This is a genomic window from Streptomyces sp. NPDC058751 (genome assembly GCF_042746485.1).
Taxonomy (GTDB): domain Bacteria; phylum Actinomycetota; class Actinomycetes; order Streptomycetales; family Streptomycetaceae; genus Streptomyces.
In genome coordinates, this window is the sequence record NZ_JBHYPZ010000016.1 from 138,678 (window position 1) to 159,611 (window position 20,934).

The 20,934-nt window shown below is 72.2% G+C and carries 19 protein-coding genes and 1 riboswitch; of the genes, 11 read left to right on the forward strand and 8 right to left on the reverse strand.

The features are described from left to right. The first annotated feature begins 57 nt into the window (after positions 1-57). The 3 genes from pflB to ACFW6B_RS17275 are packed head-to-tail and all read left to right on the forward strand — an operon-like array spanning position 58 to position 4,649. Positions 58-2,316: a formate C-acetyltransferase gene (gene pflB, locus ACFW6B_RS17265; protein WP_386596751.1), complete on the forward strand. Its 2,259-nt coding sequence runs from the start codon at positions 58-60 to the stop codon at positions 2,314-2,316. Beyond that, complete coding sequence (gene pflA, locus ACFW6B_RS17270) at positions 2,313-3,050, forward strand: pyruvate formate-lyase-activating protein (protein WP_386596753.1); 738 nt, start codon at positions 2,313-2,315, stop codon at positions 3,048-3,050. Before pflB ends, pflA begins: the two co-directional genes overlap by 4 nt. Positions 3,051-3,107: 57 nt before the next feature. Further along, the gene (locus ACFW6B_RS17275) at positions 3,108-4,649 is read left to right on the forward strand and encodes a hypothetical protein (protein WP_386596755.1); all 1,542 of its coding nucleotides are present in this window, start codon (positions 3,108-3,110) and stop codon (positions 4,647-4,649) included. 87 nt (positions 4,650-4,736) lie between these two features. Here ACFW6B_RS17275 and gndA read toward each other — a convergent pair whose 3' ends face one another. The 3 genes from gndA to ACFW6B_RS17290 all read right to left on the reverse strand — a co-directional run bounded on the left by gndA (position 4,737) and on the right by ACFW6B_RS17290 (position 8,570). Then, positions 4,737-6,179, reverse strand: a complete 1,443-nt coding sequence (gndA, locus tag ACFW6B_RS17280) for an NADP-dependent phosphogluconate dehydrogenase (protein WP_386596757.1) — start codon at positions 6,177-6,179, stop codon at positions 4,737-4,739. A gap of 127 nt (positions 6,180-6,306) precedes the next feature. Continuing rightward, a complete protein-coding gene (gene thiD, locus ACFW6B_RS17285; protein WP_386596759.1) occupies positions 6,307-7,104 on the reverse strand; it encodes a bifunctional hydroxymethylpyrimidine kinase/phosphomethylpyrimidine kinase in 798 nt (265 codons plus the stop codon). 65 nt (positions 7,105-7,169) lie between these two features. Beyond that, positions 7,170-8,570, reverse strand: coding sequence for a purine-cytosine permease family protein (locus ACFW6B_RS17290; protein WP_386596761.1), 1,401 nt, complete (start codon positions 8,568-8,570; stop codon positions 7,170-7,172). Then, a riboswitch (TPP riboswitch) is annotated at positions 8,562-8,655 on the reverse strand. (Overlaps the previous gene by 9 nt.) Positions 8,656-9,057: 402 nt before the next feature. Here ACFW6B_RS17290 and ACFW6B_RS17295 point away from each other — a divergent pair. Beyond that, positions 9,058-9,891, forward strand: coding sequence for an alpha/beta fold hydrolase (locus ACFW6B_RS17295; RefSeq protein WP_386596763.1), 834 nt, complete (start codon positions 9,058-9,060; stop codon positions 9,889-9,891). A 131-nt stretch (positions 9,892-10,022) separates the two neighbouring features. Continuing rightward, positions 10,023-11,393: a phospholipase gene (locus ACFW6B_RS17300; RefSeq protein ID WP_386596765.1), complete on the forward strand. Its 1,371-nt coding sequence runs from the start codon at positions 10,023-10,025 to the stop codon at positions 11,391-11,393. A 51-nt stretch (positions 11,394-11,444) separates the two neighbouring features. Here the strand turns inward: ACFW6B_RS17300 and ACFW6B_RS17305 are convergent, their stop codons facing one another. Further along, positions 11,445-11,834, reverse strand: coding sequence for a hypothetical protein (locus ACFW6B_RS17305; protein ID WP_386596767.1), 390 nt, complete (start codon positions 11,832-11,834; stop codon positions 11,445-11,447). 172 nt (positions 11,835-12,006) lie between these two features. On the opposite strand from ACFW6B_RS17305, the gene ACFW6B_RS17310 reads away from it, so the two are divergent. From ACFW6B_RS17310 to ACFW6B_RS17320, 3 genes are all read left to right on the forward strand, one after another. Then, positions 12,007-12,501 (forward strand): hypothetical protein, encoded by a 495-nt coding sequence (locus ACFW6B_RS17310; protein WP_386596769.1) that lies wholly within the window; start codon positions 12,007-12,009, stop codon positions 12,499-12,501. A gap of 205 nt (positions 12,502-12,706) precedes the next feature. After that, positions 12,707-13,390, forward strand: coding sequence for a DUF4232 domain-containing protein (locus tag ACFW6B_RS17315; RefSeq protein WP_386596772.1), 684 nt, complete (start codon positions 12,707-12,709; stop codon positions 13,388-13,390). Between the two features lie 327 nt (positions 13,391-13,717). Beyond that, positions 13,718-15,016, forward strand: coding sequence for an RNA-guided endonuclease InsQ/TnpB family protein (locus ACFW6B_RS17320; protein ID WP_386596774.1), 1,299 nt, complete (start codon positions 13,718-13,720; stop codon positions 15,014-15,016). Between the two features lie 13 nt (positions 15,017-15,029). Here the strand turns inward: ACFW6B_RS17320 and ACFW6B_RS17325 are convergent, their stop codons facing one another. Both ACFW6B_RS17325 and ACFW6B_RS17330 read right to left on the reverse strand, forming a co-directional pair. After that, positions 15,030-15,425, reverse strand: coding sequence for a hypothetical protein (locus tag ACFW6B_RS17325; protein WP_386596776.1), 396 nt, complete (start codon positions 15,423-15,425; stop codon positions 15,030-15,032). Positions 15,426-15,537: 112 nt separating this feature from the next. Next, entirely contained in the window at positions 15,538-16,299 is a 762-nt protein-coding gene (locus ACFW6B_RS17330; RefSeq protein WP_386596778.1) for a phosphatase PAP2 family protein, read from the reverse strand. Positions 16,300-16,729: 430 nt separating this feature from the next. On the opposite strand from ACFW6B_RS17330, the gene ACFW6B_RS17335 reads away from it, so the two are divergent. Further along, a complete protein-coding gene (locus tag ACFW6B_RS17335) occupies positions 16,730-17,122 on the forward strand; it encodes a VOC family protein (protein ID WP_386596780.1) in 393 nt (130 codons plus the stop codon). Between the two features lie 78 nt (positions 17,123-17,200). After that, positions 17,201-18,265 (forward strand): adenosine deaminase, encoded by a 1,065-nt coding sequence (locus ACFW6B_RS17340; RefSeq protein WP_386596783.1) that lies wholly within the window; start codon positions 17,201-17,203, stop codon positions 18,263-18,265. Here the strand turns inward: ACFW6B_RS17340 and ACFW6B_RS17345 are convergent. Together ACFW6B_RS17345 and ACFW6B_RS17350 are read right to left on the reverse strand one after the other, a co-directional pair. Continuing rightward, entirely contained in the window at positions 18,253-18,762 is a 510-nt protein-coding gene (locus ACFW6B_RS17345; RefSeq protein ID WP_386596785.1) for a DUF664 domain-containing protein, read from the reverse strand. The two genes, ACFW6B_RS17340 and ACFW6B_RS17345, sit on opposite strands and share 13 nt — an antisense overlap. A gap of 71 nt (positions 18,763-18,833) precedes the next feature. Continuing rightward, positions 18,834-19,727: a LysR family transcriptional regulator gene (locus tag ACFW6B_RS17350; RefSeq protein ID WP_386596787.1), complete on the reverse strand. Its 894-nt coding sequence runs from the start codon at positions 19,725-19,727 to the stop codon at positions 18,834-18,836. Between the two features lie 146 nt (positions 19,728-19,873). Between ACFW6B_RS17350 and mgrA the strand changes: the two genes are divergently transcribed. Next, complete coding sequence (gene mgrA / locus ACFW6B_RS17355) at positions 19,874-20,866, forward strand: L-glyceraldehyde 3-phosphate reductase (RefSeq protein WP_386596790.1); 993 nt, start codon at positions 19,874-19,876, stop codon at positions 20,864-20,866. Positions 20,867-20,934: the final 68 nt, after the last annotated feature.

Sequence of the window (20,934 nt, forward strand, 5' to 3'; positions counted from 1 at the left end):
AGACGCGGAAAGTGCGCGGAGCACCGACCATTCGACACTGTGTGAGGGAGACCGGCGATGACCACAACGGTGGCGGCCGAGGGCCGTACGGCGGAGGCGTGGCAGGGCTTCGAGGGAACGTCGTGGCGCGAGCGGATCGACGTGCGCGACTTCATCCAGGCCAACTACACGCCCTACGAGGGCGACGCGGCCTTCCTGGCCGGCCCGACGGACCGTACCCGGGCCGTCTGGGGCACGGTCAGCGCGCTCTTCCCCGAGGAGCGGGCGCGGGGGATCCTCGACGTCGACACCGCCACCCCCTCCACGATCACCTCGCACGCCCCCGGATACATCGACCGCGAGCGGGAGCTGATCGTCGGCCTCCAGACCGACGCCCCGCTGAAGCGGGCCATCATGCCGAGCGGCGGTCTGCGCATGGTCGAGAACGGGCTGAAGGCGTACGGCTACGAGCCCGACGACTTCGTCACCCGCGTCTTCGGCACCTACCGCAAGACCCACAACGAAGGCGTCTTCGACGCGTACACCCCCGCCATGCGCGCCGCCCGCAAGGCCGGCATCATCACCGGTCTGCCCGACGCCTACGGCCGGGGCCGGATCATCGGCGACTACCGGCGCGTGGCGCTGTACGGCACGGACCGGCTCATCGCCGCGAAGCGCGCCGAACGCGCCGGCCTGGACGCCGCGCCGTCCGGCGAGCACGTCATCCGCGACCGCGAGGAACTCGCCGAGCAGATCAAGGCGCTGGGCGAACTGACCCGGATGGCCGCCACGTACGGCTGCGACGTCTCGCGCCCCGCCGCCACCGCCCACGAGGCCGTGCAGTGGCTGTACCTGGGCTATCTCGCCGCCGTCAAGGAGCAGAACGGCGCGGCCATGTCCCTGGGCCGCACCTCGACCTTCCTGGACGTCTACCTCCAGCGGGACCTGGACGCCGGGGTCCTGGACGAGACCCGGGCCCAGGAGCTGATCGACGACTTCGTGATCAAGCTGCGCATCGTCCGGTTCCTGCGCACCCCCGAGTACGACGCCCTGTTCTCCGGAGACCCGACCTGGGTCACGGAGTCCATCGGCGGCATCGGCGAGGACGGCCGCCCGCTCGTCACCCGCACCTCGTTCCGCTTCCTGCAGACCCTCTACAACCTGGGACCGGCCCCCGAGCCCAACCTCACCGTCATGTGGTCGCCCGGCCTCCCGTCCGGCTTCAAGGAGTTCTGCGCCCAGGTCTCCATCGACACCAGCGCCGTCCAGTACGAGTCCGACGAACTGATGCGGCCCCGCACCGGCGACGACACCGCGATCGCCTGCTGCGTCTCCGCCATGGCGGTCGGCAGGCAGATGCAGTTCTTCGGCGCGCGGGTCAACCTCGCCAAGGCACTGCTGTACGCGATCAACGGCGGCCGGGACGAGATGAGCGGCGAGCGGATCGCCCACGGGGCCCCGGCCCTGACGGGGGAGTACCTGGAGTACGAGGAGCTCTCCAAGGCGTACGACGTCATGCTGGACTGGCTGGCGGAGACCTACGTCGACGCGCTCAACGTCATCCACTACATGCACGACAAGTACGCCTACGAGCGCATCGAGATGGCGCTCCACGACTACCCCGTGCACCGCTTCATGGCCTGCGGCATCGCCGGTCTGTCCGTGGCCGTCGACAGCCTCTCGGCCGTCAAGCACGCCCGGGTGAAGGTGATCCGCGACGAGACCGGTCTGGCCGTCGACTACGAGATCGAGGGCGAGTACCCGGCGTACGGCAACAACGACGACCGGGCCGACGCCATCGCCGTCGGCCTCGTGGACTCCTTCATGACGAAGGTCCGCGAGCACCCCACCTACCGGGACGCCGAGCACACCCAGTCGGTGCTGACGATCACCTCGAACGTCGTCTACGGCAAGCACACCGGCAACACGCCCGACGGCCGCCGCGCGGGAGCGCCCTTCGCACCCGGCGCGAACCCGATGAACGGCCGCGACCGGCACGGGGTGGCCGCCTCCGCGCTCTCCGTCGCCAAGCTGCCCTACGAGCACGCCCGTGACGGCATCTCCCTGACGACGACGATCACCCCGGAGGGCCTGGGACACGTGCCCGCCGAGCGCGCCGGCCACCTCGTCGGCATCCTCGACGCCTACACGGCCTCCGGCGGCTTCCACATGAACGTCAACGTCCTGGACCGGGCGGTCCTGGAGGACGCGATGGAGAACCCGGAGAAGTACCCGGAGCTGACCATCCGGGTCTCCGGATACGCCGTCAACTTCGTCCGCCTGACCCGTGAGCAGCAGCTCGACGTGATCAGCCGCACCTTCCACGGAGCGCTGTGAGGACGGCCACGACGGGCCGGATCCACTCCTGGGACCTGTCCACCGGCGTGGACGGTCCCGGGACCCGGTTCGTCCTCTTCGTCAACGGCTGCCCGCTGCGCTGTCTCTACTGCGCCAACCCCGACACCTGGCACATGCGCGACGGCAAGGAGGCCACCGTCGACGAGGTGATGGCGGAGATCGAGAAGTACCGGCCGTTCATCACCGCCTCCGGGGGAGGGGTGACCATCACCGGCGGCGAGCCCCTGCTCCAGCCCGCCTTCACCGGAGCGGTGCTGCGCCGCTGCAAGCAGGCCGGACTGCACACCGCCGTGGACACCTCCGGGTTCCTCGGTGCCCGTGCCGGCGACCAGCTCCTCGCGGACACCGACCTGGTGCTGCTCGACATCAAGTCCTTCGACGTCACCGCCTACCGGAAGCTCACCGGCGGCGAACTCGGCCCGACGCTCAACTTCGCCACCAGGCTCGACCGTCTCCACATCCCGGTGTGGGTCCGCTACGTCCTCGTCCCGGGCCACACCGACGCCCCCGAGCCCATCGACGGACTCGCCCGGTTCCTCTCCGGGCTCGGGAACGTCGACCGCGTGGACGTCCTCCCCTTCCACAAGATGGGCGCCGCCAAGTACGAGGCCCTGGACATCCCCTTCCCCCTGCGGGACAACCCCGTTCCCGACCCCGCCCTGATCGAACGCGTCCGGGGCCAGTTCAGGTCCCACGGACTCGCCGCCCAGTGACCCGCGCGCGGGAAAAATCCCGGGCCGCTCCACCGCGGCCCGGGGCAGGATGCTCCCGTGAATCATGTCCTGAGCGGTCTCGCCGACAACACGGCCCTGCCGTCCGAACTGGTCGACCGGCTGATCGCGGTCGCCGACGCCGACCTCGCCCATGACCTCGCCGGCCGGGCGGACCTCACGCACGCGCAGGCGGTCGCGCTGTTCTCGCGCGACCGGGCGACCGGCGTACCGCTCGCCCACCAGGGCAGGCTGACAGCCGCCGACGTCGATCCCCTGACGGAGCCGGACACCGCCCTCGCCCTGCTCGACGAGGGATCCGGCAGCCCGGAATGGGCCCGCCTCCTCGCAGCGGACCCGCTGGCGGAGCGCAGGGAGAGGCTGGCCGCCTGTCCCGGCCTCCCGGCCGACGTGGTGGAGACCCTCGCCACGGACCCGGATCCCCGCGTCGTCGCGGAACTCGCCCTGTGGACCACGCGGGAGACGGCCGCGAGGCTCGCGGAGCATCCGCACGCCGAGGTCCGCCGCGCCGTGGCGGTCAACGAGGAGACGCCCCCGGACGTCCTGGCCGCGCTCGTCACCGGCGAGGGACTGCCTCCCGCGAGCAACTGCCCGGTCTGCGACCGCGAGCCGCCCCCCTTCACCCACGATCCTGAATGTCCCCGGCTGGACTGCGACTTGAGACCCGGCGCCTTCTGCGACGGCTCCCACGGGTCCACCGTCCACGACATACGGCTCGCGGCACTCGGCAACCCCGCCACGCCCACCGAGGCGGCCGTCCGCTTCGCCGGCCATCCCTCGACGCTGCTGCGCTGGACGCTCGCCGCCCGCCCGGACCTGCCGCCGGAGGTGTGCGCACGGCTCGCCGCCGACCCCGTTCCCGGTGTCCGCGCCGACCTCGCCGAGAACCCCGCGACCGGCGAGGACGTGATGCGCCTACTGGCACGGGACCGGGACCCCCGGGTGCGCCGGAGCCTCGCCCGCCATCCCCGTGTCCCGCTCGACGTGCTCACCGAACTGGCCCGCACCGCCAAGGCCGCCACCACGCTGCTGCCCCGCGTCGCCGCCGCGACCCCCGCCGAGGTCGAGGACCTGGCCGGGTCGCCGGACCCGGCGGCACGCATGCTCGTGGCCCAACGCCGTGATCTGCCGCCCGGGACGCGTGACGCGCTGGCGGGCGACCCCGACGCGAAGGTGGTCAAGGCCGTCGCGCCGCACCCGGGGCTCACCGAAGGGCGGTTGCGTGCCATGGTCGCCCGGCACGGAAACAGGGTCCTCGCCCAGGTGGCGGCCAACCCCGATGCGAGTCCCGGGCTGCTGGAACACCTGACGCGCCAGGCACCACCGGCGCAGAAGGCGCTCCGGGAGGTCGCCCGGCACCCGAACGCGACGGCCCCGGCCCTGCTCGCCTGCCTCGCCGACGACCGGGCGCGACGCGTGGCCGCCGCCCGTCCCGCACTCCCGCCGGGGGTGATCGTGGAACTGCTCCGCGACCCCGACCGGCAGGTGGCGGAAGCGGCGGCGGCCAACCCGTCGCTGCCGCTCGCCGTGATGGAGGAACTCGTGGGCAAGGCGTGCGAGCCCGTCGTGAACGGCGGCTGAGACGCCCGGCGCACACGGAGGAGCGGGCCGCACCTCCCCCGCCGGGGTGTGCGGCCCGCTCCTCACCCACGCGTCACCCGAGTGGGGTCAGAGCATCTCGGTCTCGCCGCGCGACGCCTCGCCCCACAGCGTGTGGAAGCTGCCCTGACGGTCGGTGCGCCGGTAGGTGTGGGCGCCGAAGAAGTCGCGCTGGCCCTGGGTGAGGGCGGCCGGCAGGCGGTCGGCGCGCAGCGTGTCGTAGTAGGACAGCGATGCGGAGAACGCGGGCACCGGGACGCCTCTGCGGGTGGCGATGGAGACGACCTCGCGCCACGGGACCTGCGCGTCCTTGATCTCGGTGGCGAACCCCGCGTCGGACAGCAGGCTCACCAGGCCCGGGTCGACGGCGTACGCGGCGCGGATGCGGTCGAGGAAGGCCGCGCGGATGATGCAGCCGCCGCGCCAGATCTTCGCCACCTCGCCGAGGTCGATGTCCCAGCCGTACTCGGCCGCCGCGTCCAGGATCATCTTCCAGCCCTGGTCGTAGGCGATCAGCTTCGAGGCGTACAGGGCGTGTTCGACCTGGCTGGTGAAGCGCTCGGCCTCGGTCGCCGACAGCTCCCAGTGGGTGCCGCCGGGCAGGCCGCGGTAGGCGGAGCGCAGCGCGTTCTGGCTGGAGGCGGCGCGGGCGAAGGTCGCCTGCGCGATGGCGGTGACCGGGGAGCCGAGGTCCAGGGCGGTCTGCACGGTCCAGCGGCCGGTGCCCTTCTGCCCCGCGGCGTCCACCACGACGTCCACGAAGGGTTCCCCGGTGGCGGCGTCCGTGTGCGCGAGCACCTCGGCGGTGATCTCGATGAGGTAGGAGTCGAGGCGGCCCTTGTTCCAGCGCCGGAAGATCTCCGCGATCTGCGGCGGCGTGTAGCCCCCGACGCGCCGGAGCAGGTCGTAGGCCTCGCCGATCAGCTGCATGTCGGCGTACTCGATGCCGTTGTGCACCATCTTGACGAAGTGGCCGGCACCGTCGGTGCCGACGTGCGTGGCACAGGGCTCGCCGTCCACCTTGGCACTGATCGACTCGAACATCGGGCCGAGCGAGGCGTACGACTCGGGGGAGCCGCCGGGCATGATGCTCGGCCCGTTGAGGGCGCCCTCCTCGCCGCCGGACACGCCCGCGCCGACGAAGTGGATGCCGCGCTCGCGCAGCGACTGCTCACGGCGGCGGGTGTCGGCGAAGTGGGCGTTGCCCCCGTCGATGATCATGTCGCCGTCTTCGAGCAGCGGGGCGAACTCCTCGATGACGGCGTCGGTGGCGGCACCCGCCTGCACCATGATCATGAGGCGGCGGGGGCGCTCCAGCGCCGCCACGAAGTCCTCGGCCGACTCGGCCGCGACGAAGGCGCCCTCGTGCCCGAACTCCTCGACCAGGGCCTTCGTGCGCGCGGGGGTGCGGTTGTGGACGGCGACGGTGTAGCCGTTCCTGGCGAAGTTGCGGGCCAGGTTGCGGCCCATCACCGCGAGCCCTGTGACGCCGATCTGCGCGGTCGCCTTCATGGTGTGCTCCTTGGATCCGGTTCTGCCTGTCCATGTACCTGACGGGCGGGCAGACGACTGTCGCTGTGCCGATCAGTACGCCGGGAGGGGCCCGGGTGTTCACCTTTCGCGGAAGGAGCTGTGCGGGTCAGCCGTTCCGGCGCAGCCGCCAGCCGTGGTCCACCGGTCCGATGCCGGCGCCGAGCGCGAAACCGGCCTCGATCGCGGCGGTCACGTACGCCTTGGCCCGCCGTACCGCCTCCGGCACCGCGAGGCCCTCGGCCAGCCCCACCGCGACGGCCGAGGCGAGCGTGCACCCCGTCCCGTGGGTGTGCCGGTTGTCGTGGCGGGGCGCCCGCAGCCAGTGCTCGGCCGTCCCGTCGGTGAGCAGGTCGACGGCCTGCCCCGGCAGATGACCCCCCTTCACCAGCACCCAGCGCGGACCGAACGCGAGCAGCAGACCGGCGGCCCGGCGCATGCCCGCCTCGTCGTCCGCCTTCACCCCGGTGAGCTGGGCGGCCTCGTCGAGGTTCGGGGTGGCCACGGTCGCCCGCGGCAGCAACAGGGTCCGTACGGCGTCCAGCGCGTCGTCGGCCAGCAGCCGGTCCCCGTGCTTGGAGACGCTCACCGGGTCCACGACGACCGGGACGCCCACGTCGGACAGCAACTCGGCGACCGTGGCGACCAGTCCGGGCGACGAGAGCATCCCCGTCTTCACGGCCTGGACGCCGATGTCGTCGACCACGCTGCGGTACTGGGCCCGCACCGCCTCCTCGGACAGCTCCCAGGCACCCTGCACGCCCACGGAGTTCTGCGCGGTCACGGCGGTGAGCACGCTCATCCCGTGGGCGCCCAGCGCGAGCATGGTCTTCAGGTCGGCCTGGATTCCTGCGCCTCCGCCGGAATCGGATCCGGCGATCGTCAGGACGCGGGGCGGGACGGTCATGGGGTGTTCCTCTCGGGTACGTCCCGGGCACGAAGGCCCGGGGACGGCGGAGCGACGGGTGGCCCTCAGGCGCGGCGGCGCAGCCGCAGCGGGGCGTAGAGGGCGAGGGCCACCAGGAACGCCACGTAGTACGAGAGGTCGGCGCCGTGCAGCGCGTCGGCCACCGGACCGACGTACAGGCTCGTGTCCATGAACGGCACGGCCGCGCCGAAGGCGGCGACGAAGGCGACCAGCGACGGCCATCCGGGGCGCGGACGGGACAGCTCGGCGGCGACGTCGAGCGGCGCGTCCCCGCGCTCCCGCCCCCGGGCGATCCAGTCGACCACGACGATCGCGACGAACCCGGGGATCCAGCAGCCCACGAACAGCAGCACGTTCTGGAAGCGCGCCGTGGTGTCGGCGGCGTGCATCCACAGCACCAGCGGGAAACCGAGCACGGCGGCCAGGGCGGCCGCCACCGGACGCGGTGTCCGCACGCCCAGGGTCTGCAGGGCCAGCGAACCGCTGTAGTCGTTCATCGCGTTGCTGCACACCGAGGCGAGCGCCACGGCCAGCAGCCCGAACGCGCCCGCGGCACCGCCGCCCAGCAGCGAGTCCACGCCCGCCGCCGTCTGGTCGGTCAGCACCGCCGCGCCCCACAGTCCGAGGACCTGGACGGCGACGAAGGACGTGACGAGCCCGAGCAGGGTGCACCAGAACATCCGCGGGCGGGAGGTCGTACGCGGCAGGTAGCGGCTGAAGTCACCGGCGTACGGGGCCCAGGACAGCGAGAGGCTCAGCGCGATGGTGCTGGTGAGGACGAACGCGCCCGCGCGGTCGGCGCCGGCGGCGGACCCGTCGGTGACGGGGTGGACCCCGTCGAGCATCCGCCAGGCGATCACCGCGAACGCCACGGTGAGCACGAACGTCATGACGATCTGGAGACGGTGGACGGCTTCGTAGCCGAGGACGCCGAGCGCCCCCTGGGCGGCCATCACGACCAGGACGCCGAGCCAGAACGGCCAGCCGCACAGCCGCGCCAGCGCGTCTCCGCCGAACAGGCCGATCAACGCGTCCCAGGCGATGGAGGACAGCCACTGGAGCACCCCGGGAAGCAGCACCGCCCGGCCGAACGCGAGCCGCGCGAGCGGGAGTTGACCGGTGCCGGTGAGGCCGCCCCAGGTGCTGAGGTAGGCGGTGGGCAGGGCGCCGAGCACGGTCCCGAGGACGACGGCGGCCAGCGCGGTGGTGAAGTCCAGGCCGAGCGTGATCCCGATCGTGCCGGTGAACACGCCCGTCATCGTCAGGTTCGGGGCGAACCACACGGTGAACAGGCGTCCGGCACCGCCGTACCGGTTGCTCTCGGGGACCGGCTCGATGCCGTGCCCCTCGACGCGGAGGTCGCCGGGTGCGGCGGGCATCCGTCCGTCGAAGACGGCAGGCCGGCTGTCGGCGGGCAGCCCGCCGGGAACATGCGTCAACGGCATGGAAGACATCCCTCCGCCAGTACGAACTGGTTCAGGTTCGACGGGTGTGATCTCAGCCCTCGGCGGGGCACCCCGTGTCCGGTACGACGGACACACTAACCGCTCCCGAGGACGGAGCGGGAGGGGGTCCCGCCGACAGAACCCGAGCTCAGCTCCGGTGCGCGGCGCGGCCCCCGCCTCCGGGACGCGCTCCGGACGGCCCGGGGGCGCTCCGGCGTACGGCGTGAAACCCGACCCGGAACGCGCGCCGGACCGTTCGGGAACCGCCCGGGGTCCCGAACCCGGGGTTCTCCGCCCGCGCCACCCCGGGCCCGCTCATCCGGACCGGCGCGCGCCCGCGCGCACTCCGGTTCATTCGAACGGCGCGGGCGGGCCGGTTCGCAGCGCGGCGCGTGCCGCCCCTCGGTACTGTCGGAAGCGATCGCCGCCCGCTCTCTGTTCCCGGGTTCCCGGACCCCGGTGGCCGGGCGGAAGGAGGCAGGGTGCCGTGACCGTGATCTCCCTGAAGACCGCGCAGGTGCGGGAAGGTCTCGCCCTCCCGTACGCCGAAGCGGGCTACCCCAGCGGTACGCCCGTCGTCTTCGTGCACGGTCTGGCCGACTCCTGGTGGTCCTTCGAACCCCTCCTGAGGCGCCTTCCGGCGTCCCTGCACGGATACGCGCCCACGCAGCGCGGACACGGCGACGCGGGCCGGCCGGCCGAGGGCTACGCCCCCGACGACTTCGCCGCCGACCTGGTGGCCTTCCTGGACGCGGTCGACATCCCGCGGGCCGTCCTGGTCGGGGCGTCCAGCGGGGGCGTGGCGGCCCGGATCGTCGCCGGGAGCCACCCCGACCGCATCGCGGGTCTGGTCCTGCTCGGCGTCCCCGGCACCCTCGCGGACAAACCGGCGGTGACCCGGATGGTGAGGGCCATGGAGGAACTGGCCGACCCCGTGCCCCGCGCGTTCGTCGAGGGCTTCCTGGCCGACACGGTGAACCGCCCGATCGCCCGGGGCTTCATCGAGACCATGGTGGAGGAGAACCTGAAACTTCCCGCGCACGTCTGGAAGGACACCGCCCGCGGTCTCCTCGACACCGATCTCCGCGTGACCCTCGCGGGCATCCTGGTGCCCACTCTCGTCATCTGGGGTGAACAGGACGAGTTCCTGCCCCGCGACGACCAGCGGACCATCCTGGACGCCGTCCACGGAGCCGACTTCCTCGCCTATCCGGCGACCGGCCACTCGGTCCACTGGGAACAGCCCGAACGCGTCGTCGCCGACCTCGCCGCGTTCGTCACGCGGATCGAGCACCCCGGCACGCGGTACGGCGGCGTCTGACCCACCCGGCGGGCGCACGGCGGCTCCTCGGCCCCGGGGCCGCGGTCACTGACGCGATCCGTACCGCCGCCGCCCGCCGACGTGTCCATGCATGGCATGCTCATGCTCCCCACAGGAAGGGAACACGTGCCATGAGACCGAGCCGACGCTCCCTGCTCGCCGCCACCGCCGTACTGGGATCCGTTGTCGCCGTCCCCGCCCCGGCCGCCGGCGCGGCCGAACTCCCGGCCCCCGGCGCCTATTACGTCCAGAGCGCCGTCACAGGACTGAACGCCGCCGACAGCGCGGGCGCGATCGTCCAGCACAACCCCAAGGGCGACGAGGACCACCAGCGGTGGACCCTGCGCCGAAGCGGCTCCTCCTTCGTGCTCGAAAGCGCCGACTCCGCGGGCAGTTGCCTGGGCCGCTCGGGCGACCAGGCCCGGACCGTGGCCTGTACGAGTGCCGATGCCGCCTGGGAGGCGACGCCTGGCGGTTCCGAACAGTACGCGCTCAAAGCCCCTGGAACGAACAGGTACTTGACCCTCACCGACAAATCCGCGGGCTCCAACTACCCGGCCCAGGTGGCGATCGGCTCACCCGGCGCCCTCGCCTCCTGGTTCCTCATCCCGGTCGAGCCCGCGACCCGGCCGATGCCGTCCCAGGGCCAACGCACCCTGGACCAGGTCACGTTCCTCACCACCCACAACGCCTACGCGAACGGCGTGGACGGCGGCTTCGCCCCGCCCTTCGTCAACTTCTTCCCGAATCAGAACCGCGGCATCAACCAGCAACTCGCCGACGGTGTACGAGGGTTCATGCTGGACCTGCACCAGACGCCCGACGGCGCGATCCTCTGCCACAACAGCTGCACCCTCGTCAGCAAGCCGGTCGCGCTCTGGGTCGACCTCCAGCGCATGACCGACTTCCTCAAGCAGCACCCCGACCAGTTCGTCACCGTGTTCCTGGAGGACTACGTCGACCCGGCCGTCCTGCGCGCCGAACTCGCCCGCGTGAACGGCCTGTCCGACGTCCTCTACCGTCCCGACCGGACCGGCGTGCGCGAGAACGGCTGGCCGAGGCTCGCCGACCTGACCGCCGCCGGACACCGCCTGCTCATCTTCACCGACCACGGCCGCTCGTCCGACGAGGCCGCCGGACTGACCCGGGACAGCTTCGGCGTCATGTACCAGCGCGAGTGGACCGTCGAGAACTACTGGTCCATGGGCTCGGGCATCGGCTCCTCCGACTGGTCCTGCTACAGCCGCTGGTACGGCGCGGACACGAACGTGCCGCTCACGCGCACCGAGCCGGGTTTCCGTCCCCTCTTCGTCATGAACCACTTCCGCGACGCCGCCATCTCCGGGACCGCCGGCACGGACAACACCAAACTCGCCGACCGGGCCCGCCGCTTCTGCCAGCCGGCCGCCCGCAAGAAGCCCAACTACCTCGCCGTCGACCGCTACGACCTGGGCGACCCCGCGTCCGCGGTGAACACGCTGAACACGTACGTGTATCCGTAGCCCGACGGTGTCCAGGGACTTCCCCCCGGGCGTCGAACGACGGCGCCGCGCCTACCGGGCCGCCCCCTCGCGCCAGGCTCCGTAGGCCCGCTCGATCTCGCCGAGGTACTGAGTCAGGTGGAAGCGGACCTCCTCGACGACCCCGTGGTCGAGGTCCGGGTACGACAGACCTGACCAGACGACCGTCTCGCCCTGGAGCTGCACGGTGACGGTGAGCCCGTCCCGGGCGGGCCCGGGCGGGCCGCGGTCCGCCACCCGCACCTCACGGGGCGCGTCCGTCGGGTAGAGCGGTCCGCCCGGGCGGAGGAGCCGCCGGGGGTGCAGGCCGAGCGCGCTGCTGTCGCTGCGCGTCACGAGGTCGAGCCCGTCGACGAAGAGGTAGGTGTGCACGTCGGCGCACACCGGCGGTCCCGGACACGTGCTGATCAGCAGGGTGCTCACCGCGCCGCCCCGACGACCGGTCCCCCCGGCCCGAATCCCACCCGGGGCCCTACGCGGCACCGGCCTCATCCGACGTCATGAACCGATCATAGCGACCGCACGACACCGCCCCGGAAGCCGACGGAGGCGACTTTCTGTCCACGCGGTCCCCTGCTCTCGTACACTCCGCGGGATGAAGCGGGCGCGTTCAGCCGGAGTCGTCGTTCTCGCGCTCCTGCTGAGTGCTTGCGGCGCGGAGTTCACTCCGCTGTTCGTCGAGAGCGGGAGTTCCGGTCCGGTGATCGGCTGGCGCGAGTGTCCTGGCGCGAAGTACGACGGCATCACCGAGGTCGGCCTGTACCGGTGGGACCGCGACGGCACCGCCGACGATCCGGGCGAACTGCTGTGGCACATCGAGGCTTCCGACGGGGTCCCGCTCCACCGCGTACGCCTCGGAAGCGCCCCGCGGGGTTTCACGACACGGCTCCCGCTGACCGTCGATTTGGACCCCGCGTCCACGTACGCGCTGCGCGCCAACATGACCTCGGACGATCTCGTCTCGGGCTTCCTCGTGTTCAGGCCGCGCCAGCTCACTGCCGGGCGCGTCGTCTTCAGCGACGGCGACGAGGAATCACGAGGGTCGTACGAGGACCGGGACGACGAGGAGTTCGGCTGCTTCGCCCGCTGAAGGCGGACCTGGCGGCCCACCGCACCCTTCGGGTCCTCGAACCGGCCGGGACCACCGCGCCGACCCGCACCACGATTTCGACAGGTGTCCCCGTCGAAATGTCACGAAGCTGTCCGAAGACTGCTCCCGCTCGGTGCGATCGGGGTGCGGTACCGCTCCCATGAGGCACGATCACCGGGACATTCCGAATCCCGGGGGACCTCTCATGGCTCGCACAGCTCGCTCACGCCGTACCACCGCCGCACTCGCCGCCCTGTCCATCGGCGTCCTGGCCCTGACCGCATGCAACGGCGACGCCGAGGGCGACGTGGCCGCCCCGGGCAAGCACGCGAGCCCTTCCGCCACGGACAAGGGCGCGGACAAGGGCGAAGCCACCGACGTGCCCTCGTCGGCCGCCCCGGGTGACGGCGGTGGCAGCGGGAAGTCCTCCGCCACCCCCGGCACCCCGTCGTCGGCACCGACGTCCGGCTCCGACGACGACCAGGACGGAGGCGTCGGCATGTGCGAGACGACCGACCTCACCTACAAGGTCACCGTCGCCTCCAGGCCGGTCAACCACGCCCTGCTGACCGCGAGCAACAAGGGCGGCGACGCCTGTCTGCTGCCGGCGAACGACCTGGTGATCACGATTCCGGGGCTCGACGGCGCCGCCGAGCACATGGGACCCGAGGGCAAGGACTGGATCCTGAAGCCCGGCGAGAGCGCGTACGCCGGGATCCTGTTCGCGCGCGCCGACACCGCGGGCGGCAAGAGCGCCGACAAGGTGGAGGTGGCGCTCACCGCTTCCGAGAGCCCGTCGACCGTTCCGGTCGCCGGTGGCCCCATCACGGTCAACGACAGCCAGGTCACCAGCTTCTTCGGCACCGCCGAGGACGCGCTGACCTACTGATTCCCCGCACGGCCGCGTCCGCCGCCTCCTCGCCGTACCCACCTTGCTTTCGGGTAGGGCGCCCGGTCCTTCAGGGCCGGGGTGAATGCCCGCTCCCGCGGAGCGGGCAGGTGAAGCCGAATCGCCGCCAGGGCGGTTCGGCGTCTTGGTAGAGACGGCGGCGAGGCCGGCCTCGAGCGGGTGCGGCAACTCGGAGTCGAGGTGGTCGCTTGACGGTGGCCAGCTGGCTGGTGGTCGGTTGGGTTGGTGGCCGGGGTGGTCACTCGCACGGGTGATGTCGGTCGATGGTGTGGGCGGCCGGGGAACGCGTTGGCTAGGTTCGCGGTCATGGCACGGTTTCGGATGTACCCGACGGGCGAGCAGGCGGGCGTCATGCTCGGCCACTGCGCGCACGCCCGGTACGTCTGGAACCTGGCCGTCGAGCAGCACGCGCACTGGTACCGGGGCCGCAGGGCGGCTCCCGGTTTTGCCGAGCAGTGCCGTCAGCTCACCGAGGCCCGGCGCGACAACGCATGGCTGGCCTCGGGCAACGCGGATGTGCAGCAGCAGGCCCTGAAGGACTTCGCCAAAGCCAAGAACGCCCGCTTCACCTCCGGGTTCGGTGAGCCGACCTGGCGCAGGAAGCACGTGCACGAGGGCTTCCGGGTGATCGGCACCGATCGCGTCGGGGAGTTCGAGGCGGACGGCTCACCGAAGCTGAACGCCAGGGGCAGGCAGGTGATGGGCCGGTCGGTCGTGGTGCAGAAACTCAACCGCAGGTGGGCGCGGGTGAAGGTGCCCGGCTGCGGCTGGGTCCGCTTCCGGCTCAGCCGCAACGGCAAAGGTTCCCGGCTGCCGCAGGCGAAGACGTTCCGTGTCACCTTCCGTAACGGACAGTGGCACATCGCCTTCGCCGTCGTTCCGGCCCCCGTCGAGGGGCCCGGTACGAGTGAGGTCATCGGCGTCGACCGGGGCGTGGCCGTCACCGCCGCCCTCTCCGACGGGCGGAAACTGAACTGCCCGCAGCTGACCGTCAGCGAACGGGCGCGGATCCGCAAGCACCAGCGCCGCGCTGCCCGCGCCCCGAAGGGCAGTGAGCGCAAGGCCGCCGAGTACGCGAAGGCCGCCCGCATCAAGGCCCGCGAGGCAAACCGGCGCAAAGACTGGTGCGAGAAGACCAGCACGATGCTCGCCCGCGGCTACGACCTGGTGCGGTTCGAGAAACTGAACATCACGAACATGACCGCCTCCGCGAAGGGGACGGCCGAACAGCCCGGCAGGAAGGTCGCCCAGAAGGCCGGGCTGAACCGGGCGATCCTCGCCCAGGGCTGGGGCCAGCTCCGGCAACGCACCGGACACAAGGCCCCCGGCCGGGTCGAGGACGTCCCCGCCCCCTACACCAGTCTGCGCTGCAGCCTCTGTGGCTGGATCGACAAGAACTCGCGCAAGAGCCAAGCCGAGTTCGTCTGTTCCTCCTGCGGCTTCACCTGCAACGCCGACACCAACGCAGCAGCCAACGTCGCGGCAGGACAGGGCGGGATCCCCCGCCCCCGGCGAACAGCCGGTGCCGGAGGGGTGACAACGGCCACCAGCCGCTCGAACACCCGTGAACCCCAACCCGTACGGGTTGAAATCCCCCTCTTTTGAGAGGGGGAGGATGTCAATGCCGCAACTCCCTGACGGCGCGTTCCTTGTATGTCCGCGTCGTCAGAGGTTCGCCGGTGCTCGTGACGAACACCGTCAACGGGGTCCAGCGCTCGCGTCCGTCGCGGGACGTCCACCTCAGGGCCGGGAAGTCCGTGACCTCCGTGATGCGCTCCCGGTCGACGACCCGGGTGCGCAGGTAGCCGCGAACCGTGATCCGCGCGTGGTCCCAGGCCGCGCCCAGCCGGTAGCCGCGGACCGCCAGTACGGCGAACCCGAGCACGGCCGGAACGGTGAGGAGCCGTGGCATCCCGTCGTCGGCCCGCACGGCGTACGCGACGCCGACGACCGCCGGAACGACTCCGAGGCCGCTGTTCGCCAGACGGTTCAGGGTGGACGGCGATCGCTTCATGACGTTCCTCGGGGCCCTGGGCTGCCGACGCAGCCTACAGGGGCCGTCCCGGCGTGCCTGCCGCGCAGGACCCGGGACGGCTTCACGCCCCGCGGCCGCCCGTCCGGGGCGGTCAGGGGGCAGGGTGGGGAGGGACGTCGCCCTGTTCGTGCCGGCCGTGCTGTTCGCGGGGTCCGTCCTCGCGGCCGTCCGGCGTGGGGTCCTCCCGGGGAGGGGGCGCCGTCATCGCGGAGTGGGCGTGGGGGAGGAACCGCGTGAGGCCGTACACGAGCAGGCTCAGCCAGCAGATCGCGAACAGCCAGCCGCCCACCACGTCGGAGAACCAGTGGACGCCCAGGTAGACGCGGGACAGACCGACGAGCACGGCCCAGCAGCCGATCAGCAGGGCCAGGGTTCTCCTGGACTGGGGCGCGCGGGCGAGGACCGCGAGGACGAGCAGCCCGCCGGCGACGGCGGAGGTGGTGGTGTGACCCGACGGGAACGACCAGCCCGAGGCGTGGGTGGCCCAGTCCGCCACGGGAGGCCGGGGACGGGCGACCAGCGACATCACCGCGAACCGCACGGTCTGCGCGGCGGCCAGGGCGCACACGCAGGCGGCGACCGTGCGGACCCGCTGCCCCGCCGGCCGCCCCAGGAGGAGACCGGCGATGACGGCCAGCGCGTACGGGACGACCCCGACACCGGTGTACGTCACGCCGCGGGCCAGGGCGAGCGCCATGTCCGGGCGGTGCGCCAGGCACCAGGAGGTGAGCCACGCGTCCCCGAACAGGGGAGCACCCTCGTGACCGGTCACCACCAACGTCAGCAGCACGAACGCGACCAGGCTCCCCACCGCGGCCGACGCGGCGACGATCCTGGTGTCCTCGCGCGTCACGGCCGGGCCGGGGCGGCGTCGGCCCCGCGCGCGGGTGCGGTGCCCGGGGCGGCGGACATGGCTGTGGCCCCTTTCCACGGCAGGCGCCCGCGCGGCGGAACGCCTCGCCCGCGCCTGCCTTCCTCACTGATTTCGTCTACATAACTGTAGACGAAAGGCGTCCGGGGCCGTTCCCGGGGTGCCGCACGGGGATCGGCCTCCCGTCCAGCGTGCAGTGCTTCGCCCCCTGCCGCTCGGCAGGGGGCGGTGCCGCGTCGTCCGGCTGCGGCCCGGTGGCCACCGGTCATCGGCCATCGGCCGCCGGTCTCCGGTTCCCGGCCCTCGATCTCCGGCCTCCGCCCCCTGGATCCTCGCCCCCGGCGAGAGCGGTCCTGGCGTCCGACAGGGAATGCCGTACCCTGCGTGTTACGTATAACCCTGGAGAGCCCCGATGAGACGCATCGCCCTGGTCACCCTCGTCGTCGACGACTACGACGAGGCGGTCCGCCACTACACCGAAGCCCTCGGGTTCCGCCTCGCAGAGGACACCCCGAGGCCCGACGGCTCCCGCTGGGTCGTCGTCGAGCCGGGCACGGAGGCCGGCGGAACCGGGCTGCTGCTCGCCCGGGCCAAGGACGAGGCGCAGCGCGGCCGGATCGGCGACCAGACCGGCGGACGGGTCGGCTTCTTCCTGTACACCGACGACTTCGCCCGTGACCACGCCCGGATGCGCGCCGCGGGCGTGACCTTCCTGGAGGAGCCGCGCCACGAGCCGTACGGCTCGGTCGCCGTCTTCCAGGACCTGTACGGCAACCGCTGGGACCTGCTCCAGCCCGCGGACTGACCGGGTCTCCCGCACCCCCGGCTCCCGTCCGCACCCCGCACCCTCCCGCTCCGAACGACCTCCCGAGGAACACCGCACATGACCGCTCCCCGCGTCGACACCGACACCATCCGCCGCCTGCCCAAGGCGGTCCTGCACGACCACCTCGACGGCGGCCTCCGCCCGGCCACCCTGGTCGAGCTCGCGGAGACCGTCGGCCACACCCTGCCCACCACGGACCCGCAGGAACTGGCCGCCTGGTACTACGAGGCCGCCAACTCCGGCGACCTGGTCCGCTACATAGCCACCTTCGAGCACACCCTCGCCGTGATGCAGTCCCGTGAGGGCCTGCTGCGCACGGCCGAGGAGTACGTCCTCGACCTCGCCGAGGACGGCGTCGTCTACGGCGAGGTGCGGTACGCGCCCGAGCTCATGGTCAACGGCGGGCTGACCCTGCCCGAGGTCGTCGAGGCCGTGCAGGAGGGCCTCGCCGCCGGCATGGCCAAGGCGGCCGCCGCGGGCACCCCGGTGCGCGTCGGCACCCTGCTGTGCGGCATGCGGATGTTCGACCGCACCCGCGAGACCGCCGACCTCGCGGTGGCGTTCCGGGACGCCGGAGTCGTCGGCTTCGACATCGCGGGCGCCGAGGACGGCTTCCCGCCGGCCGACCACCTGGACGCCTTCGAGCACCTGCGCCGCGAGAGCGTCCCGTTCACCATCCACGCCGGCGAGGCCCACGGCCTGCCCAGCATCCACCAGGCGCTCCAGGTCTGCGGCGCCCAGCGCATCGGCCACGGCGTCCGCATCACCGAGGACATCGTGGACGGCAAGCTCGGACGCCTCGCCGGCTGGGTGCGCGACCGCCGCATCGCCCTGGAGATGTGCCCGACCTCCAACCTCCAGACCGGCGCGGCGACGTCCATCGCCGAGCACCCCATCACCGCCCTGCGTGACCTGGGCTTCCGCGTCACCCTCAACACCGACAACCGGCTGGTGTCGGGGACGACGATGACCCGGGAGATGTCGCTGCTCGTCGAGGAGGCGGGCTGGGGCCTGGAGGATCTGCGCACCGTGACGGTGAACGCGCTCAAGAGCGCGTTCATCCCCTTCGACGAGCGCGAGGCCCTCATCGAGGACGTCGTCCTTCCCGGTTACGACGTCTGAACCAGCCCGCGTACGTAGGCGGCCTGTCCGACGTGCTGGAGATCGTCGGACAGGACGCTGACCAGGCGTACGCCCAGGGTGACCGGCGGGTCCCAGCGTTCGTCCACGACGCGCTCGAAGTCACGGGCGGCCAGACCGCCGACGTAGCCGAGGGTCCGTTCGTGGACGGCGTCGTGGTAGCCGAGCAGCAGGTCGCCCGACTCCACCCGGACCCGGGCGACCTTCGCGGACGTGTGTCCGTACCCGGTGTCGCCCCGCGGCAGGTCGAGCCCGAAGCGCTTCGCCCAGCCTCCGGTGAGCCACACCTGCTCCGTCCCGGCCACGTCGGCGATGTGGTCGTCCTGGACCCGGGTGAGGTGCCAGACCAGCCAGGTGAGCGAGTTCGCCGTCTCCGTGGGGCGGGCGTTGAGGACGTCCGGCGCGAGGCCGCCGACGGCGGCGTGGACTTCTTCCCGGACGCGGCCGAAGCCGTCGATGAGGATGTCCTTCGCAAGCATGGGACCACCATCGCGCATCGCGCCCGTACCTGCGTCCGGAACCACGGGTCCGCCGACGGGCCGCCGACGGCTCAGGCGTTCTCCTGGGCGGCGTCGAGCAGCGCCATCAGAGCCCGCGCGGCCGGGCTCGTGGCCTCCGGCGGCGGCAGCATCGCGACCGTCTCGTACGACCCCTCGAAGGCCCCCTTGAAGGGCAGCGCGGTGAGGTCGCGGGCCTCCGGCTTGTGACCGAAGTGGCGCGGTACGACGGCGATCCCGAGGCCCTCGTGGACGAGCTCCAGAAGGCTGTGGACGTCGTTGACCTCCAGGGCGACCGTCCGCTGGACGCCCGCCGCCGCGAACGCCGCGTCGGTGGTGCGCCGCGGGCCCCAGTCGGGGTGGAAGTCGACGAAGGCCTCCGCGCCCAGTTCCCCGGGCGTGACCACGGCGGCGGTCGCGAGCGGGTGCCCGGGGTGGCAGAGCACGGTCATCGGCTCACTGGTCAGCGGCACCGACCGCAGCTGCTCGGAGTCGGCGCGCGTCCGCACGGCGAAGGCCAGGTCGAGACGGCCCGCCGCGACCTCCTCCGCCAGCGCCTCGGAACCCGCCTGGCGCAACCGGATCTCCACGTCCGGATGCCGCCGCCGGAACGCGGCGAGCAGCCGGGCGCAGTGCACACCGGCGATGCACTGTTCGGTGCCGAGGGAGAGGGTGCCGCGCAGCACCCCCTGGACGGCGGCCACGGCGTCGTGCGCCGAACGCACCTGGGCGAGGATCCGCTCCGCCTCGACGAGCAGGGCGCGACCCGCCTCCGTGAGGGTCACCCGGCGGGTGGTACGGACGAACAGCGGTGCCCGCAGCTCCCGCTCCAGCGCTCTGATCGACGACGAGAGGCCCGACTGCGACACCATCAGCCGTTCCGCCGCCCGGGTGAAGTGCCGGTCCTCGGCGACGGCGACGAAGTGCTGAAGATGACGCAGTTCCATGACAGGCAAGGGTAGGCGCCGACCGGCGGAACCCCGGCCGATTGAGAAGCGGGATCGCTCAATGCCATCCGATCCCACCGTTGGACCGCCGCCCACGGAGCGCGCGAGAGTGGAGACCTGTTTCCCCCGCCTCCCAGGAGTACGCGTTGTACACCCCACACCCCGGCCGTTACGCGGACATGCCCTACCGGCGTACCGGACGCAGCGGTCTGAAACTCCCCGCGCTGTCGCTCGGCCTGTGGCACAACTTCGGCCCCGACCGGCCGGTGGACGTCCAGCGCGCGATCCTGCGCCGTGCCTTCGACCTCGGCGTCACCCACTTCGACCTGGCGAACAACTACGGCCCGCCGCCCGGCGCCGCCGAGTCCGCCCTCGGCGACGCCCTGAGGGCCGACTTCGCGCACCACCGCGACGAGCTGGTCGTCTCGACCAAGGCCGGCTATCTGATGTGGCCGGGCCCGTACGGCGAATGGGGCTCGCGCAAGTACCTGCTGTCCTCGCTCGACCAGAGCCTCGGCCGGATGGGCCTCGACCACGTCGACATCTTCTACTCGCACCGCCCCGACCCGGAGACTCCCCTGGAGGAGACGATGGGCGCGCTGCACTCGGCGGTCCAGCAGGGCAAGGCGCTGTACGTCGGCGTCTCGAACTACTCGGCGGAGCAGACCCGTGACGCGGCCCGGATCCTGGCCGATCTCGGCACCCCGCTGCTCATCCACCAGCCGCGCTACTCGATGCTCGACCGCCGCCCCGAGGACGAGGGACTGCTGGACGCGCTCGACGAGCTCCAGGTGGGTTCCATCGCGTACTCGCCGCTGGAGCAGGGCCTGCTCACCGGCCGGTACCTGAACGGCGTCCCGGAGGACTCGCGGGCCGCGAGCGACAGCCCGTTCCTGAGCGCGGACACGGTCACCGAGGACCTCGTGGGCCGGCTGCGGACGCTCGACGACATCGCCAAGTCCCGCGGTCAGTCACTGGCCCAGATGGCGCTGGCCTGGGTGCTGCGCGGCGGCCGGGTCACCTCGGCCCTGGTCGGGGCCAGCAGCCCGCGCCAGCTGGAGGACAGCGTCGAGGCCGTCGGCAACCTGGACTTCACCGAGGACGAACTCGCCCGGATCGACGCGGTGGCCAAGGCCTAGGGCCTGTGCTCCCGGGCGGGTCCGGGAGCGTACGCCGGGGTCCCCGGCGCGGTGCCCCGCGCCGGGGC